The sequence below is a fragment of the Kitasatospora sp. NPDC089913 genome (assembly GCF_044748625.1).
Taxonomy (GTDB): domain Bacteria; phylum Actinomycetota; class Actinomycetes; order Streptomycetales; family Streptomycetaceae; genus Kitasatospora.
This window is the reverse complement of record NZ_JBIVGI010000037.1, coordinates 1-16,013: the sequence shown is the minus strand read 5'-3', so window position 1 is coordinate 16,013 and position 16,013 is coordinate 1. Positions and strand designations below refer to the sequence as shown.

Annotated in this window: 10 protein-coding genes, 2 tRNA genes and 1 pseudogene; all 13 read left to right on the top strand. The window is 71.6% G+C overall.

What is annotated here, in order from left to right:
• Nucleotides 1-77: 77 nt before the first annotated feature.
• The 13 genes and pseudogenes from dnaA (at nucleotide 78) to ACIPYS_RS35760 (ending at nucleotide 15,884) form a co-directional block, all read left to right on the top strand.
• Nucleotides 78-2,033 carry a chromosomal replication initiator protein DnaA gene (gene dnaA, locus ACIPYS_RS35820; RefSeq protein WP_400754180.1) on the top strand — a complete coding sequence of 652 codons (1,956 nt, stop codon included), beginning with the start codon at nucleotides 78-80 and terminating at the stop codon, nucleotides 2,031-2,033.
• A gap of 953 nt (nucleotides 2,034-2,986) precedes the next feature.
• Entirely contained in the window at nucleotides 2,987-4,117 is a 1,131-nt protein-coding gene (gene dnaN / locus ACIPYS_RS35815; protein WP_093861215.1) for a DNA polymerase III subunit beta, read from the top strand.
• Between the two features lie 194 nt (nucleotides 4,118-4,311).
• Nucleotides 4,312-5,208, top strand: a pseudogene (gene gnd, locus ACIPYS_RS35810) (phosphogluconate dehydrogenase (NAD(+)-dependent, decarboxylating)); the annotation flags it as partial.
• 61 nt (nucleotides 5,209-5,269) lie between these two features.
• Complete coding sequence (gene recF / locus ACIPYS_RS35805; protein WP_093861217.1) at nucleotides 5,270-6,403, top strand: DNA replication/repair protein RecF; 1,134 nt, start codon at nucleotides 5,270-5,272, stop codon at nucleotides 6,401-6,403.
• Nucleotides 6,404-6,594: 191 nt separating this feature from the next.
• The gene (locus tag ACIPYS_RS35800; protein WP_030392415.1) at nucleotides 6,595-7,116 is read left to right on the top strand and encodes a DUF721 domain-containing protein; all 522 of its coding nucleotides are present in this window, start codon (nucleotides 6,595-6,597) and stop codon (nucleotides 7,114-7,116) included.
• A 259-nt stretch (nucleotides 7,117-7,375) separates the two neighbouring features.
• Nucleotides 7,376-9,397 (top strand): DNA topoisomerase (ATP-hydrolyzing) subunit B, encoded by a 2,022-nt coding sequence (gyrB, locus tag ACIPYS_RS35795; RefSeq protein ID WP_093864987.1) that lies wholly within the window; start codon nucleotides 7,376-7,378, stop codon nucleotides 9,395-9,397.
• A 121-nt stretch (nucleotides 9,398-9,518) separates the two neighbouring features.
• A complete protein-coding gene (gene gyrA, locus ACIPYS_RS35790) occupies nucleotides 9,519-12,065 on the top strand; it encodes a DNA gyrase subunit A (protein WP_093864988.1) in 2,547 nt (848 codons plus the stop codon).
• A gap of 157 nt (nucleotides 12,066-12,222) precedes the next feature.
• Nucleotides 12,223-12,954 carry a DUF3566 domain-containing protein gene (locus ACIPYS_RS35785; RefSeq protein ID WP_400754173.1) on the top strand — a complete coding sequence of 244 codons (732 nt, stop codon included), beginning with the start codon at nucleotides 12,223-12,225 and terminating at the stop codon, nucleotides 12,952-12,954.
• A gap of 282 nt (nucleotides 12,955-13,236) precedes the next feature.
• Complete coding sequence (locus ACIPYS_RS35780) at nucleotides 13,237-14,631, top strand: cyclopropane-fatty-acyl-phospholipid synthase family protein (protein ID WP_093861218.1); 1,395 nt, start codon at nucleotides 13,237-13,239, stop codon at nucleotides 14,629-14,631.
• A 16-nt stretch (nucleotides 14,632-14,647) separates the two neighbouring features.
• A tRNA-Ile gene (locus tag ACIPYS_RS35775) sits at nucleotides 14,648-14,724 on the top strand.
• 158 nt (nucleotides 14,725-14,882) lie between these two features.
• Nucleotides 14,883-15,236 (top strand): DUF6191 domain-containing protein, encoded by a 354-nt coding sequence (locus ACIPYS_RS35770; protein WP_353653577.1) that lies wholly within the window; start codon nucleotides 14,883-14,885, stop codon nucleotides 15,234-15,236.
• Nucleotides 15,237-15,492: 256 nt separating this feature from the next.
• Nucleotides 15,493-15,621 carry a DLW-39 family protein gene (locus tag ACIPYS_RS35765; protein WP_014137031.1) on the top strand — a complete coding sequence of 43 codons (129 nt, stop codon included), beginning with the start codon at nucleotides 15,493-15,495 and terminating at the stop codon, nucleotides 15,619-15,621.
• A gap of 190 nt (nucleotides 15,622-15,811) precedes the next feature.
• Nucleotides 15,812-15,884: transfer RNA gene (locus ACIPYS_RS35760), tRNA-Ala, on the top strand.
• Nucleotides 15,885-16,013: the final 129 nt, after the last annotated feature.

The following is a 16,013-nucleotide window of genomic DNA, read 5'->3' as shown; positions in this document are numbered from 1 at the left end:
CAACGACTTGATCCGGCTCTGTTCGCTGACTACCGTTGCAGGACTTGTCTGGTTTGTTCATTGGAAAGCGTGCACCAGTGGCTGATGTCAACAGCGACCTCGTCCCGGTCTGGGCGAGAGTCGTAGAGCGGCTGGTCGGCGACCCGGACATCGGGGAGATGGACAAGCAGTGGGTGCAGCGCACCCAGCCGATGTGGATGATGCACGACACCGCCCTGCTGGCGGCCCCCAACGAGCGGGCCAAGCAGGTGCTGGAGGGGCGGCTGCTGCCGCAGCTGACCGAGGCGCTCTCCCGCGAGCTGGGCCGCCCGGTGCGGATCGCCGTGATGGTCGACGCCAACGCGATGCCCACCATGCCGGTGGCCGGCCAGGCACCCGCGGAGCCGTACCCGAACCCGTCCGGCCACGACGAGCACGAGGAACCCGACGACCGGCACGGCCACGACGAGCGCCAGCGGTACGCCGACGATCGCCACCCGCAGGACGAGCGCCGGCGCCAGGACGAGCGCCACCCGCAGGACGACCGGCACCAGCAGGACGAGCGCCGGCGCCAGGACGACCGGCACCCGCAGGACGAGGGCCACTACGGCGGCCCGGGCTACCCGCGCCCCTACGAGCCGGACTACGACCGGCCCCGCTACGACACCGGCGGCTACGAGCAGCGCCCCGCGCCCTACGGCGGTCCGGCGGCCGGCCCGGTCTGGCCCGGTTACCAGGAGCAGCAGCCCGGCTACCGCGAGGCCGACGAGCCGGCGGACCGGCCCGCGCCGAGGGCCCTGCCCCCGTCCTCGACCACCCAGGGCGACCTCTTCGGCGGCGCCTACGGCCCCGGCCCCGGCGAGCACCCGCGCACCGCCTCCGGTCGCCGCGGTCCGGGCGGCCGCCCCGCCCAGCGCCACGACAAGGCCCCGGCCGAGCGCGCCACCGACCGGCCGGCGGTACCGGGGGTCCCCCCGCCGCCCGGCGCACCGCCCGCCGGCGGGTCCCGCAAGGACGAGCCGGCCGCCCGGCTCAACCCCAAGTACCTCTTCGACACCTTCGTCATCGGCGCCAGCAACCGCTTCGCGCACGCGGCGGCGGTGGCGGTCGCCGAGGCCCCGGCCAAGGCGTACAACCCGCTCTTCATCTACGGCGAGTCCGGGCTGGGCAAGACCCACCTGCTGCACGCCATCGGGCACTACTCGCGCAGCCTGTTCCCGGGCACCCGGGTGCGGTACGTGTCCTCGGAGGAGTTCACCAACGAGTTCATCAACTCGATCCGGGACGGCAAGGCGGACACCTTCCGCAAGCGCTACCGGGACATGGACATCCTGCTCGTGGACGACGTGCAGTTCCTGGCGAGCAAGGAGTCCACGCAGGAGGAGTTCTTCCACACCTTCAACACCCTGCACAACGCCAACAAGCAGATCGTGCTCTCCTCCGACCGGCCGCCGAAGCTGCTGACCACGCTGGAGGACCGGCTGCGCAACCGCTTCGAGTGGGGGCTGATCACCGACGTCACCCCGCCGGAGCTGGAGACCCGGATCGCGATCCTGCGCAAGAAGGCGATCCAGGAGCAACTCAACGCCCCGGCCGACGTGCTGGAGTTCATCGCGTCCCGGATCACCCGGAACATCCGCGAGCTGGAGGGGGCCCTGATCCGGGTCACCGCCTTCGCCAACCTCAACCGGGCGCCGGTCGACCTGGAGCTGGCCGGGATCGTCCTCAAGGACCTCATCCCCGGCGGCGACGAGGACGCCGGGCCGGAGATCACCGCCCAGGTGATCATGCAGCAGACGGCGGCCTACTTCGGCCTCGGTGTGGACGACCTCTGCGGATCCTCGCGCAGCCGGGTGCTGGTGACGGCCCGTCAGATCGCGATGTACCTCTGCCGCGAACTGACCGACCTCTCGCTGCCGAAGATCGGCGCGCAGTTCGGCGGCCGCGACCACACCACGGTGATGCACGCGGACCGCAAGATCCGCTCGCTGATGGCGGAGCGGCGCTCGATCTACAACCAGGTCACCGAGCTCACCAACCGCATCAAGAGCTGACTTCCCGGCCCGTCCGCGGAGACGGCGGCGGGTGGCCGGAAAAGGGCGTCAGGAGCGATCCTGACGCCCTTTCGGCATATCCACAGGTGTGCGTCGGCGGCCGGCGGGGCAGGGATCCCGGTGACGGACACCGCGCCAGTGCGCGGCCCGCGCCGAACATCTGACCAGGGATTCGAACGCCCGGGGTGCGCGAGGCCGAAATCCACAGGCCGGACGGGTTCTCCACCGTCCACAGGCCCGGCGGCCGGAAGTTATCCAGAATTCCTCCACAGGGCGGCCGACGCTACGCTCTTCCGCGCAGGTCAGGTGCCTGTGGACTTGTGCACAACGGTTGTCCACAGGCTGTGGACAATTGGCGGCCCGTCACTGGGCCGTCCGGGTTGTCCACCGGTTGTCCCCAGGAAGAGGAAGGTTGTCCCCAGGTTGTCCACAGCTGTGTCCACAGTTCGACAACCTTCTGCGGGCGTTCATGCCCAGGTGTGAAAGGCGTCACGAAAAGTTGACCGGGGCCCGTGGATAACCGGGCCCGGATCTGGGGACGGAGCTGGGGATAACCTGTGGATACCCAGCGTGCCCTGTGGGTAACGCTCCGCCGTCCACAGCGGGCCGTGTTCGTCCACAGCCGCCGTCCACATGTCCTGTGGACAAAAAACCGGGCCTGACCTGCTAAAACAGGGTTATCCACGGTTTCCACAGGCCCTACTACTACCACTACACCTATAGACCCATCGACTTGCTCAAAAGCAGGTGGGCCCGAAATCTGTGGACAACCGGGCCCCGACATCCGTTCGAGTTGCTTCCGCCCGTCTGCCCCGTCTGTCGGTGGAGTACGTCAGACTGTCCTCGGCGACTGGAAGCGGAGCGGCGGAGCTCGGTGGACAGCCGCGGCGAAGACCAAGATCAGAAGAACCAGACGTGCGAGCGGGAGCGCTCGATCCAGGAGGCGGTTACCGGTGAAGTTCCGGGTGGAGCGTGACGTCCTCGCGGAGGCGGTGGCCTGGGCTGCTCGCAGCCTCCCGGCACGGCCGCCGGTGCCGGTGCTGGCCGGCCTGCTGCTGACGGCGCAGGACGGCAGCCTGGCGCTGTCCGGCTTCGACTACGAGGTCTCGGCCCGGGTCGGGCTGGAGGCCGACATCGAGGAGGCCGGCACCGTCCTGGTCTCCGGCCGGCTGCTCAACGACATCTCGCGCAACCTGCCCAACCGCCCGGTGGAGATCTCCACCGACGGCCAGCGGGTCAGCGTGGTCTGCGGCAGCTCCCGGTTCACCCTGCCGACCCTCCCGGTGGACGAGTACCCGGCCCTGCCGGCGATGCCGACCGCGACCGGCACCGTTCCGGGCGACGTCTTCGCCTCCGCGGTCAGCCAGGCCGCCGTGGCCGCCGGCCGCGACGACACCCTGCCGGTGCTCACGGGCGTCCGGGTCGAGATCGAGGGCGACCGGATCACCCTGGCCGCCACCGACCGCTACCGCTTCGCCGTCCGCGAGCTGATGTGGAAGCCCGAGCAGTCCGACATCTCGGCGGTCGCGCTGGTCCCGGCCAAGACGCTGCAGGACATCGCCAAGTCCCTGGGCAGCGGCGACAGCGTCTCCATCGCGCTCTCCTCGGGCGGCGCGGGCGAGGGCCTGATCGGCTTCGAGGGCGCCGGCCGGCGGACCACCACCCGGCTGCTGGAGGGCGAGTTCCCGAAGTACCGCAGCCTCTTCCCGACCGAGTTCAACGCGATCGCGGCGATCCAGACCCAGCCCTTCCTGGAGGCGCTCAAGCGCGTCTCCCTGGTGGCCGAGCGCAACACCCCGGTCCGGCTGAACTTCGAGGAGGGCGTGCTCACCCTGGAGGCCGGCTCCGGCGACGACGCCCAGGCCACCGAGCGGATCGACGCCTCGCTCGAGGGCGACGCCATCTCGATCGCCTTCAACCCGGGCTACCTGGAGGAGGGCCTCAAGGCCATCGACTCCCCGTTCGCCCAGCTGAGCTTCACCACGCCGACCAAGCCCGCGCTGCTCAGCGGCAAGGCCGCGGTGGACGCCGAGGCCGACGAGGCCTACCAGTACCTGATCATGCCGGTCCGCCTCTCCGGCTGAGCCCGGGACACCCGGCCGGACGCTCCGGCCGGGTCCGCGCACCGGCCGGCCCCCGGCCCGCCGGGCCGTTCGCCCACAGCCCTGTGCACAACCTGTGGAAGCCTCCCCCGGTCGGCCCCGATCGCGGGGAGGCGCTCGCGCTCCAGCACGTAGGCTCAAGGAGGCGCGGCAACGGCGCCGCCCGCAGAGACGTCACCACAGGTAAGGATTTGGCTATGGAGCTCGGCCTCATCGGTCTCGGCAAGATGGGCGGCAACATGCGCGAGCGGATCCGCCGCGCCGGCCACACCGTCATCGGCTACGACCGCAACCCCGACATCTCCGACGTCGAGAGCCTCCAGGAGCTGGTCTCCAAGCTGCAGGGCCCGCGCGTCGTCTGGGTCATGGTCCCGGCGGGTGCCGCCACCCAGGCCACCGTGGACGAGCTGGCCGAGCTGCTGTCCCCCGGTGACGTGGTCGTCGACGGCGGGAACTCCCGCTGGACCGACGACGTCAAGCACGCCGAGGCGCTGGCCGCCAAGGGCATCGGCTTCGTCGACTGCGGCGTCTCCGGCGGCGTCTGGGGCCTGGAGAACGGCTACGCGCTGATGTACGGCGGCGACGCCGCGCACGTCGCGCTGGTCCAGCCGGTCTTCGACGCGCTCAAGCCCGAGGGCGACTTCGGCTCCGTGCACGCGGGCGCGGTCGGCGCCGGCCACTTCGCCAAGATGGTCCACAACGGCATCGAGTACGCGATGATGCAGGCCTTCGCCGAGGGCTGGGAGCTGCTGGAGGCCGCCCCCGAGGTCACCGACGTCCGCGAGGTCTTCCGCAGCTGGCAGGAGGGCACCGTGATCCGCTCCTGGCTGCTCGACCTGGCCGTCCGCGCCCTGGACGACGACGAGCACCTGGCCAAGCTCAAGGGCTGGGCCGCCGACTCCGGCGAGGGCCGCTGGACCGTCGAGGCCGCGATCGACCACGCCGTCCCGCTGCCGGCGATCACCGCCTCGCTGTTCGCGCGCTTCGCCTCCCGTCAGGACGACTCGCCGCAGATGAAGATGATCGCCGCGCTGCGCAACCAGTTCGGCGGCCACGCGGTCGAGTCGAAGTAGTCCCGAAGCTTCTCCACAGCACCCGAGGCTTCTCCACAGAAGGCGAGCGCAGTCCACCGCCATGCACGTCGCGCACCTGTCGCTCGCCGACTTCCGCTCCTACGCCCGGGCCGAGGTTCCCCTCGACCCGGGCGTGACGGCGTTCGTCGGCCCCAACGGCCAGGGCAAGACCAATCTGGTCGAGGCGGTCGGCTACGTCGCCACCCTGGGCAGCCACCGGGTCGCCACCGACGCCCCGCTGATCCGGCTGGGCGCCGAGAGCGCGGTCGTCCGCACCTCGGTGGTCGACCGGGGGCGCTCCACCCTGGTAGAGCTGGAGATCACTCCGGGCAAGGCCAACCGGGCCCGGATCAACCGCTCCGACAACGTCCGTCCGCGCGACGTGCTGGGCCTGCTGCGCACCGTGCTGTTCGCCCCCGAGGACCTCGCCCTGGTCAAGGGCGACCCGGGGGAGCGCCGGCGCTTCCTGGACGAGCTGCTGACCGCCCGCGCGCCCCGGCTGGCCGGGGTCCGGCAGGACTACGAGCGGGTGCTCAAGCAGCGCAACGCCCTGCTGAAGACCGCCGCGATGGCCCGCAGGGCCGGTGGCGGCAAGGGCGCCGACCTCTCCACCCTGGAGGTGTGGGACGGCCATCTGGCCCGGGCCGGCGCCGAGCTCACGGCGTTCCGCCTGCAACTGGTGGCGTCCCTCCAACCGCTGGTCTCGGCCGCCTACGGGCAGCTCGCGCCGGGGGGCGGCGACACGGCGCTGGAGTACCGCAGCTCCTTCGAGGGCGAGCTGCCGACCAGCCGCGAGGAGGCCGAGGAGCAGCTGCTCCAGGCCCTGCGGACGGTCCACAAGCAGGAGGTCGACCGGGGGATCACCCTGGTCGGCCCGCACCGGGACGAGCTGGTGCTCAAGCTCGGTCCGCTGCCCGCCAAGGGCTACGCCAGCCACGGCGAGTCCTGGTCGTTCGCGCTGGCGCTGCGGCTGGCCTCGTACGAGCTGCTGCGCTCGGACGGGGGAGAGCCGGTGCTGATCCTGGACGACGTCTTCGCGGAGCTGGACGCCGCCCGCCGCGACCGGCTGGCCGAGCTGGTGGCCGGCGGCGAGCAGGTGCTGGTCACCGCCGCGGTCGCCGAGGACGTGCCGAAGGCGCTGGCCGGGGCCCGGTACGCGGTCGCCGACGGCGCGGTTCAGCGCGTCACCGCCTGATCCCGCCCGCCGCGTCCCCGCCCCGGGGCGGCTCTCCCCCGCCCCGCCGGACCGGTTCCGGCCGGGGCCTGCCGGTTCCGGACGGTTCCGGACGCCCCCGTACGGCACCCACCCGCGCCGCCCGGGCCGGTCCGGCTCCCGTACGCTGGACGGCTCACCGTTGTCCACAGGGTGGGGATAAGGAGATCGCCGTGAGCGAGTCGGCGGAGCACCCCGGGCCGACCGGTGCCGATCTGGCGCGGTCGGCGCTGCGGGCGGCCCGGGCGCAGGCCCGCCAGCGCGGTGAGCAGGTGCGCGAGAAGCGCGAGGCGAAGCGGACCGGTCTGCGCAGCGGGGCCCGCTCGGACGGCCGTGACCCGGTGCCGCTGGGGGCGGCGCTCAACCGGCTGCTGACCGAGCGCGGCTGGGAGTCCTCGGCGGCGGTCGGCGGGGTGATGGGCCGGTGGCCGCAGATCGTCGGGCCCGACATCGCCGCGCACTGCACCCCGACCGCCTACGACGACGAGGCGGCGGTGCTCACCGTGCAGTGCGACTCCACCGCCTGGGCGACCCAACTGCGCTGGCTGGCCCGGCAGTTGGTGGCACGTCTGAACCACGAACTGGGGCACGGCACGGTGCGCACGATCAAGGTGCTCGGCCCGGCCGCCCCGGTGCGCGGCTACGGCCGGCTGCGCGCCCCCGGGAGCAAGGGGCCGGGTGACACTTGGGGGTGACCCCGGAGGGTGCCGGGAGGGAGCGGACCGTAATCCTCCGGAACCCCTGACGGCCCTTCCAGGCGCTCTGAGCCCCCCGGTCGAGTATCGGGACATGTCCCGAGGGGATTCAGGGCGGCATTTCTGCCCTCAGAGGCTGCCAAACGCCCATCGATGTCAGTCGTACCGGTAGACTGAAGGGCAAACACTGTTGCTAGTGGCAACCGAGTCGAAACGCCGTGGTCGCACGCCCGCCCGTAGGGGAGCGGGGATGCGGCCCGTGCTGTGCCAGAGAGGGCGCTTCGTGGCCGATTCCGGCAACCCCAGCCAGATCCCAGACCAGACCGACCAGGCCGAGAGGTCGTACGACGCCAGCGCCATCCAGGTGCTGGAGGGCCTCGACGCCGTCCGCAAGCGCCCCGGCATGTACATCGGCTCCACCGGCGAGCGCGGCCTGCACCACCTGGTGCAGGAGATCGTGGACAACTCCGTCGACGAGGCGATGGCCGGGCACGCGGACACCATCAACGTCTCGCTCCTGGCCGACGGCGGCGTCCGTGTGGTCGACAACGGCCGAGGCATCCCGGTCGGCATCATGCCGGGCCAGGGCAAGCCCGCCGTCGAGGTCGTGCTGACGGTCCTGCACGCGGGCGGCAAGTTCGGCAACGGCGGCTACGCGGTCTCCGGCGGTCTGCACGGCGTCGGCGTCTCGGTGGTGAACGCGCTCTCCACGCGCCTCGCCGTGGAGATCCACACCGACGGCCACCGCTGGACCCAGGAGTACAAGGTCGGCGCGCCGACCGCCCCGCTGTCGCAGCACGAGGCCACCGAGCGCACCGGCACCAGCGTCACCTTCTGGGCCGACCCGGACATCTTCGAGACGACGGTCTACTCCTTCGAGACGCTCTCCCGGCGCTTCCAGGAGATGGCGTTCCTCAACAAGGGCCTGACCATCGCCCTGACCGACGAGCGCCCCGAGCACGTCGACGAGGAGGGCAAGCCGCTCTCGGTCACCTACAAGTACGACGGCGGCATCGCCGACTTCGTCGCCCACCTCAACTCCCGCAAGGGCGACGTGGTCCACCCCTCGGTGATCGACTTCGAGGCGGAGGACAAGGACAAGGCGATCTCGGTCGAGGTCGCCATGCAGTGGAACTCCTCGTACACCGAGGGGGTCTACTCCTTCGCCAACACGATCCACACCCACGGCGGCGGTACCCACGAGGAGGGCTTCCGCGCCGCGCTGACCGGCCTGGTCAACCGCTACGCGCGGGACAAGAAGCTGCTCCGCGAGAAGGACGACAACCTCTCCGGCGAGGACATCCGCGAGGGTCTGACCGCGATCATCTCGGTCAAGCTCGGCGAGCCGCAGTTCGAGGGCCAGACCAAGGACAAGCTCGGCAACACCGAGGCGAAGACCTTCGTCCAGCGGGTGGTGCACGAGCAGCTGAACGACTGGCTGGACCGCAACCCCAACGAGGCCGCGGACATCATCCGCAAGTCCATCCAGGCCGCCACCGCGCGCGTCGCCGCCCGCAAGGCCCGCGACCTCACCCGCCGCAAGGGCCTGCTGGAGTCCGCCTCGCTGCCGGGCAAGCTGAGCGACTGCCAGTCCAAGGACCCGTCCGAGTGCGAGATCTTCATCGTCGAGGGTGACTCCGCCGGCGGCTCGGCCAAGCAGGGCCGCGACCCGCGCACCCAGGCCATCCTCCCGATCCGCGGCAAGATCCTGAACGTCGAGAAGGCCCGGATCGACAAGGTGCTGCAGAACACCGAGGTCCAGGCGCTGATCTCGGCCTTCGGCTGCGGCATCCAGGAGGACTACGACGAGTCCAAGCTGCGCTACCACAAGATCGTGCTGATGGCCGACGCCGACGTCGACGGGCAGCACATCCGCACCCTGCTGCTGACCCTGCTGTTCCGCTTCATGCGGCCGCTGGTCGAGTCGGGCTACGTCTACCTCGCGATGCCGCCGCTGTACAAGATCAAGTGGGGCAAGGACGACTTCGAGTACGCCTACTCCGACCGCGAGCGCGACGCCGTGATCGCGGCGGGCGTCGAGGCCGGCCGCCGGCTGCCCAAGGACGACGCGATCCAGCGGTTCAAGGGTCTCGGCGAGATGAACGCCGAGGAGCTCCGGGTCACCACCATGGACACCGAGCACCGCCTGCTGCTCCAGGTCACCCTGGAGGACGCCGCCCGCGCCGATGAGCTGTTCTCGGTCCTGATGGGCGAGGACGTCGAGGCCCGCCGCTCCTTCATCCAGCGCAACGCCAAGGACGTCCGCTTCCTGGACGTGTGACGCCTGTCCGCAGGCCCCGCACGTACCAGTCCGCGTGAAAGGAAACTGACCACCAGTGGTCGACGACAACCGTCCCGACGGCGAGCAGCCCGAGACCCCCGAGGCCGCCGTCACGGCGACCATGCGCATCGAGCCGGTCGAGCTCGAGACCGAGATGCAGCGCTCGTACCTCGACTACGCCATGAGCGTGATCGTCAGCCGGGCGCTGCCCGAGGTGCGCGACGGCCTGAAGCCGGTCCACCGCCGGGTGCTGTACGCGATGTACGACGGGGGCTACCGCCCCGAGAAGGGCTACTACAAGTGCGCCCGCGTCGTCGGCGACGTGATGGGCAACTACCACCCGCACGGTGACACCTCGATCTACGACACCGTGGTCCGGCTGGCCCAGCCGTGGTCGCTGCGGATGCCGCTGGTCGACGGCAACGGCAACTTCGGTTCGCCGGGCAACGACCCGGCCGCCGCCATGCGGTACACCGAGTGCAAGATGGCGCCGCTGGCCATGGAGATGATGCGGGACATCGACGAGGAGACCGTCGACTTCGCCGCCAACTACGACGGCCGCTCGCAGGAGCCGACCGTCCTGCCGGCCCGCATCCCCAACCTGCTGGTCAACGGCGCCACCGGGATCGCGGTCGGCATGGCCACCAACATCCCGCCGCACAACCTCCGCGAGGTCGCCTCCGGCGCGCTCTGGGCGCTGGAGCACCCGGACGCCTCCAACGAGGAGCTGCTGGAGGCCCTGATCGAGCGGATCAAGGGCCCCGACTTCCCCACCGGCGCGCTGATCGTCGGCCACCGCGGCATCAACGACTACTTCCGCACCGGCCGCGGCTCGGTCACCATGCGCGCCGTGGTCGAGGTCGAGGAGATCCAGGGCCGCCAGTGCCTGGTGATCACCGAGCTGCCGTACCAGGTCAACCCGGACAACCTCGCGCTGAAGATCGCCGACCTGGTCAAGGACGGCCGGGTCGCCGGCATCGCGGACGTCCGCGACGAGTCCTCGTCCCGCACCGGCACCCGCCTGGTGGTCGTGCTCAAGCGCGACGCGGTCGCCAAGGTCGTGCTGAACAACCTGTACAAGCACACCGAGCTGCAGACCAACTTCGGCGCCAACATGCTGGCCCTGGTCGACGGCGTGCCGCGCACGCTGTCGCTCGACGCCTTCATCCGGCACTGGGTCAACCACCAGGTCGAGGTCATCGTCCGGCGCACCACCTTCCGCCTGCGCAAGGCGGAGGAGCGGGCCCACATCCTGCGCGCCCTGCTCAAGGCCCTGGACCTGATCGACGAGGTCATCGCGCTGATCCGGGCCTCGGCCAGCGCCGACGCCGCCCGCAGCGGCCTGATGCAGCTGCTCTCGATCGACGAGCTCCAGGCCAACGCGATCCTGGAGATGCAGCTGCGCCGGCTGGCCGCCCTGGAGCGGCAGCGGATCATGGACGAGCACGACGAGCTGCAGCGCAAGATCGACGAGTACAACGCGATCCTCGCCTCGCCGGTCCGTCAGCGCGAGATCATCTCCGAGGAACTCACCGCGATCGTCGAGAAGTACGGCGACGAGCGGCGCTCGACCCTGATCCCCTCCGACGGCGACCTCTCGATCGAGGACCTCATCGCCGAGGAGGACATCGTCGTCACGATCACCCGCGGCGGCTACGTCAAGCGCACCCGCTCCGACCTCTACCGCTCGCAGAAGCGCGGCGGCAAGGGCGTGCGCGGCGCCCAGCTCAAGCAGGACGACATCGTCGACCACTTCTTCGTGACGACGACCCACAACTGGATCCTGTTCTTCACCAACAAGGGCCGGGTCTACCGCGCCAAGGGCTACGAGCTGCCGGACGCCGGGCGCGACGCCCGCGGCCAGCACGTGGCCAACCTGCTGGCCTTCCAGCCGGACGAGCACATCGCCCAGGTGATGGCCGTGCGCACCTACGAGGACAAGCCCTACCTCGTCCTGGCCACCCGGGCCGGCCTGGTGAAGAAGTCCCCGCTCAAGGACTACGACTCCCCGCGCTCCGGCGGCCTGATCGCGATCAACCTGCGCCAGGACGACGAGGGCCGGGACGACGAGCTGATCGGCGCCGAGCTGGTCTCCGCCGCGGACGACCTGCTGCTGGTCTCCAAGAAGGCGCAGTCGATCCGCTTCACCGCGACCGACGACGCGCTGCGCCCGACCGGGCGCGCCACCTCGGGCGTCAAGGGCATGTCCTTCCGCGAGGACGACGAACTGCTCTCGATGAACGTGGTCCGCCCGGACACCTACGTCTTCACCGCGACCGACGGCGGCTACGCCAAGCGCACCGGGGTGGACGAGTACCGTGTCCAGGGACGCGGCGGCTACGGCACCAAGGCGGCGAAGATCGTCGAGGGCCGGGGCTCGCTGGTCGGCGCCCTCGTCGTGGACGAGAGCGACGAGATCATGGCGATCACCCTGTCCGGTGGGGTGATCCGCACGAGGGTTTCCGAGGTTCGTGAAACCGGACGTGACACCATGGGCGTCCAACTGATCAACCTGGGTAAGCGCGATGCGGTCGTGGGCATGGCCCGCAACGCGGAGGCCGAGGACGAGGAGTCGGTCGAGGACGAGGTGGCCATCGAGGCCGCCGGGTCCACCGAGGCGGCCGAGGGTACGGGAACGGCGCCGGGCGAGCAGACCGCCCAGGCCTGATCCCGCACCGCGCCGGCCGGTACCGGCACGCCGCACACACGTGCGCGGCGTGCCGGTACCGGCCGACGACCAGTACCGGGCAATCCCGCCGGGCGCTGGATGACGAGTGACGAAGCAGGGCGGTGCGGCCGTCCTGGTGGGAAGTGCGGGAGGACCAGTGAGTGGAGCCACGGGTGCTGCGGGAGGAGCCGGCGGCGGCCGTCCGGGCGCGGCACAGGGCGGCGGGGCGTACGGCGTGCCGCAGCCCCCGGCCGAGCACCCGGCCGCGTCCACCTCGCTGATGCCCCCGGTCGGCGGTGCGGGCCAGGGCGCGGGGTACGGCGGCCAGCCGGCCCCGCCGCCGGGTGCACCGGCGGGTGGCGGCAGCGGGTTCTCGCAGCCGACCACCTACGCCAAGGGGCAGCCGACCCCGCCCCGGGGCACCCGGGTCGGCGGCGGCCCGACCCCGCCCGGCGGGACGCCCGCCGGCGGCACCCGCCGTCCGGCCGCCCCGCCGGCGGTCGGCGGCCTGGGGCGGACCAGGAAGGCCCGGCTGCGGGTGACCAAGGCCGACCCGTGGTCGGTCATGAAGGTCAGCTTCCTGCTGTCGCTGGCGGTCGGGATCATCATCATCGTGGCGGCCGCGGTGCTGTGGATGACGCTGGACTCGCTCGGCGTCTTCGACTCGCTCGCCAAGACGCTGAAGGACGTCACCGGTTCCGACACCAACGGCGGCGGCCTGAACCTGATGGACTACGTGGGCTTCGGCAAGGTGATGACCTTCACCTCGCTGATCGCCGTGGTCGACGTGGTGCTGCTGACCGCGCTGTCCACGCTCTCGGCGTTCATCTACAACGCGGCGGCCGGCTTCACCGGCGGCATCGAGCTCACCCTGGCCGAGGAGGACTGACCGTCCGGGCGTGACCCGGACTCAGTTCCCGCCCCGCACGGGGCGCTTCCGCCCGGGGGCGGAATCAGCGGGCCCCACCGGCTGTTGCAGCCGGTGGGGCCCGTCGGCATTTCGGGTGACAGCCGCGGCGCGCGGCGCGCCACCCGGACGGCTCGGGTGGGCGGTGGGCTTAGCTTGGTCAGCCCGTTCCGCGTCTCCCGGTCGCCGCAGGCCTCCCGGTCCCGCCCGGATCCACCGGTCGACCGGCACGGCCGCACAGGCACAGCTGGACGGAGGCGCGCGGTGGCGGAGCTCGCAAGGCGACTGGTCGAGGCCCTGGACGGGCTGCTGGGGGTCACGGTGCCGCTGCGGCTGCGGACCTGGGACGGCAGCGTCGCCGGCCCGCCCGGGGCACCCACCCTGGTGCTGCGCAACCGCCGCGCGCTGCGCCGGCTGCTCTGGCGGCCGAACGAGCTGGGCCTGGCCCGTGCCTATGTCGCGGGCGACCTCGACGTCGCGCCGGGCAGCGACCTGTACGAGGTGCTGCGCACCGTCGCGCGGGTCGCCGAACTCCCGGAGGTGCGCGGGTTGCGGCTCGGCCCCGGGGACGTGCTGGGGGCCGGGGGCCGCCGTGCCGTGGGCGCCCTGCTGCGAGCCGGTGCGTTCGGCCCCGAGCCGGCCCCGCCGGCCGAGGAGGCGCCGGACGGCCGCGGCCGGGCGCACACCCGGAGCCGGGACCGCGCCGCGATCCACCACCACTACGACGTCGGCAACGACTTCTACGCCCTGGTGCTGGGCCCCTCGATGGTCTACTCCTGCGCGTACTGGGAGCCGGCCGCCAGGAGTCTGGAGGCGGCCCAGGAGGCCAAGCTGGACCTCGTCTGCCGCAAGCTCGGGCTGCGGCCCGGGATGCGGCTGCTGGACGTCGGCTCCGGCTGGGGCTCGCTGGTGCTGCACGCGGCCCGCCACTACGGGGTGACGGCGGTCGGGGTCTCGATCTCCGCGGAGCAGGTGGCGCTGGCCCGCCGGCGGATCGAGGAGGCGGGCCTCGCGGACCGGGTGGAGATCAGGCTCCAGGACTACCGGGAGGTCCCGGACGGCCCGTTCGACGCGATCTCCAGCGTGGGCATGGCCGAGCACGTCGGCGAGGCCCAGTACCAGGTGTACGCGGAGCACCTGTACCGGTTGCTGGCGCCCGGCGGCCGGCTGCTCAACCACCAGATCGCCCGCCGGCCGGACCGGCCCGGCGAGCCGTACCGCCCCAGCCCGTTCATCGACCGCTACGTCTTCCCGGACGGCGAGCTGTCCCCGGTCGGTTCCACGGTGTCCCGGCTGGAGGCGGCGGGCTTCGAGGTGCGCGACGTCGAGTCGCTCCGCGAGCACTACGGGCTGACCCTGCGTGAGTGGGTGGCCAATCTGGAGGCGCACTGGACGGAGGCGGTCCGGCTGGTCGGCCGCGGCCGGGCCCGGGTCTGGCGGCTCTACATGGCGGCCTCCGCGCTGGCCTTCGAGGAGAACCGGATCGGGGTCAACCAGATCCTCGCGGTCCGCACCGGCCCGGACGGCGCGGCCCGGTTGCCCGCCACCCGCGCCGACTGGCTGGCCGCCCCGGGCACCGCCTCCGACCTGCCCGTCCCGGAGGGGCCCGGCGGAGGGCCGGGCGTATCGGATTTGGGGGATCGGCGATCGGTCCGCTAATCTTTCAGTGCGGCAAGGGGCTATAGCTCAGACGGTTAGAGCGCTTCCCTGATAAGGAAGAGGCCACAGGTTCAAGTCCTGTTAGCCCCACCACCGCGAAGGGCCCGGAGCAACGCTCCGGGCCCTTCGGCGTTTTCCCGGCCCGGAGCCGGAACCACGGACCCCCGCCGGGGGTTGTACCGGGCGGGACCGGGACTCCCCGGCGGCATCCGACGGACGAGGCGGTGGCGCGAATGGCGATGGTCTTCGCGATGACCATTCCGGGACTGGTCTGCGTACTGGTGGCGCTGTCCTTCGTCGACCAGTTGGCCCTGCGGGCGCGCCGGTCGCGGCTGGTGCCCTGGCGGGGGACCGGCCGGGAGGGACAGATATCCGCGACCGGCTTCGAGCAGCTGCACGCGCAGTTCGCGGCCGGGAAGCAGCACCAGCTCGACGAGCGGCAGAGCAGTCTGATGCTGCGCGACGAGGAGGGCGAGGGTGCGCCGCCGCGCACCAGGGTGGACCTCGCGGGCGGAGTGGCGGTGGTGGTGGCGCCGACGGCGTCCGCCGCCGCCCCCGGGCGGGCTTCCGGCCCGGTGCCGGGGTCGCTCGGGCAGGAACGGTGACGGCCCTGCGGAGGGTCTGCGCCGGGCGGAACGTACGACAGGAGGTGTGGCGTCAATCCTCCGACCGGACGGGTCGGTTGGAGGCAGCGGTGGCTGGTCACGATTGGGACACCGGTGTGTATCATCGGCCGCAAGGGCAGTCCGGCCAGCCGACAGCCCGTTCGTGCTCGTAACAAACCATGGACTCGTCGGCCCGATCGCAACGATCGGCGCACGGCTGCTGAGTCCGTCAACGCAAGAAGGACGAGGTCCCGCGGTGAAGAAGCTTCTCCTGGTCGCCCTGGTCGCCCTCGGCGGCTTCTTTGTCTACCGTCAGGTCCAGGCGGACCGCGCCGAGCAGGACCTGTGGACCGAGGCCACCGACCCGGTTCCGGCCGGTCGCTGAGCCCCGGACGGTCTGACGACCGACAGTCTTCGGAGGTGCCGGACGGTGCCTCCAGGGCCGGTCGGCCCGGTCGGTCGACCGGGCCGACCGGACGTTCCCGGCCCCGTCCGGCAGGAGAGTCGGGACGGGGCGCCGGATTCGCGCCGGAACCGGGTACTCTTGTGCCCGGTGGTGCGCTCGGTGCCACCTCGGGGCTTTAGCTCAGTTGGTAGAGCGCTGCCTTTGCAAGGCAGATGTCAGGAGTTCGAGTCTCCTAAGCTCCACAGTCCGTCCACCGCGTGTGGACGGCCCGGCGGGGGCGCCGCCGGGAGAAAAGCGGGGGCGCCCCGCGCGTTTTTATAAAGGGTTTGTGGGGGGGAGTGGGGTGTGGGGGGGGGGGGGTGCCCGGGGCG

Coding starts and splice junctions, on each gene's coding strand:
- ACIPYS_RS35770 (WP_353653577.1), top strand. CDS start 14,883: ATGACCATTCCGGGACTGGTCTGCGTACTGGTGGCGCTGTCCTTCGTC.
- recF (WP_093861217.1), top strand. CDS start 5,270: ATGCACGTCGCGCACCTGTCGCTCGCCGACTTCCGCTCCTACGCCCGG.
- gyrA (WP_093864988.1), top strand. CDS start 9,519: ATGCGCATCGAGCCGGTCGAGCTCGAGACCGAGATGCAGCGCTCGTAC.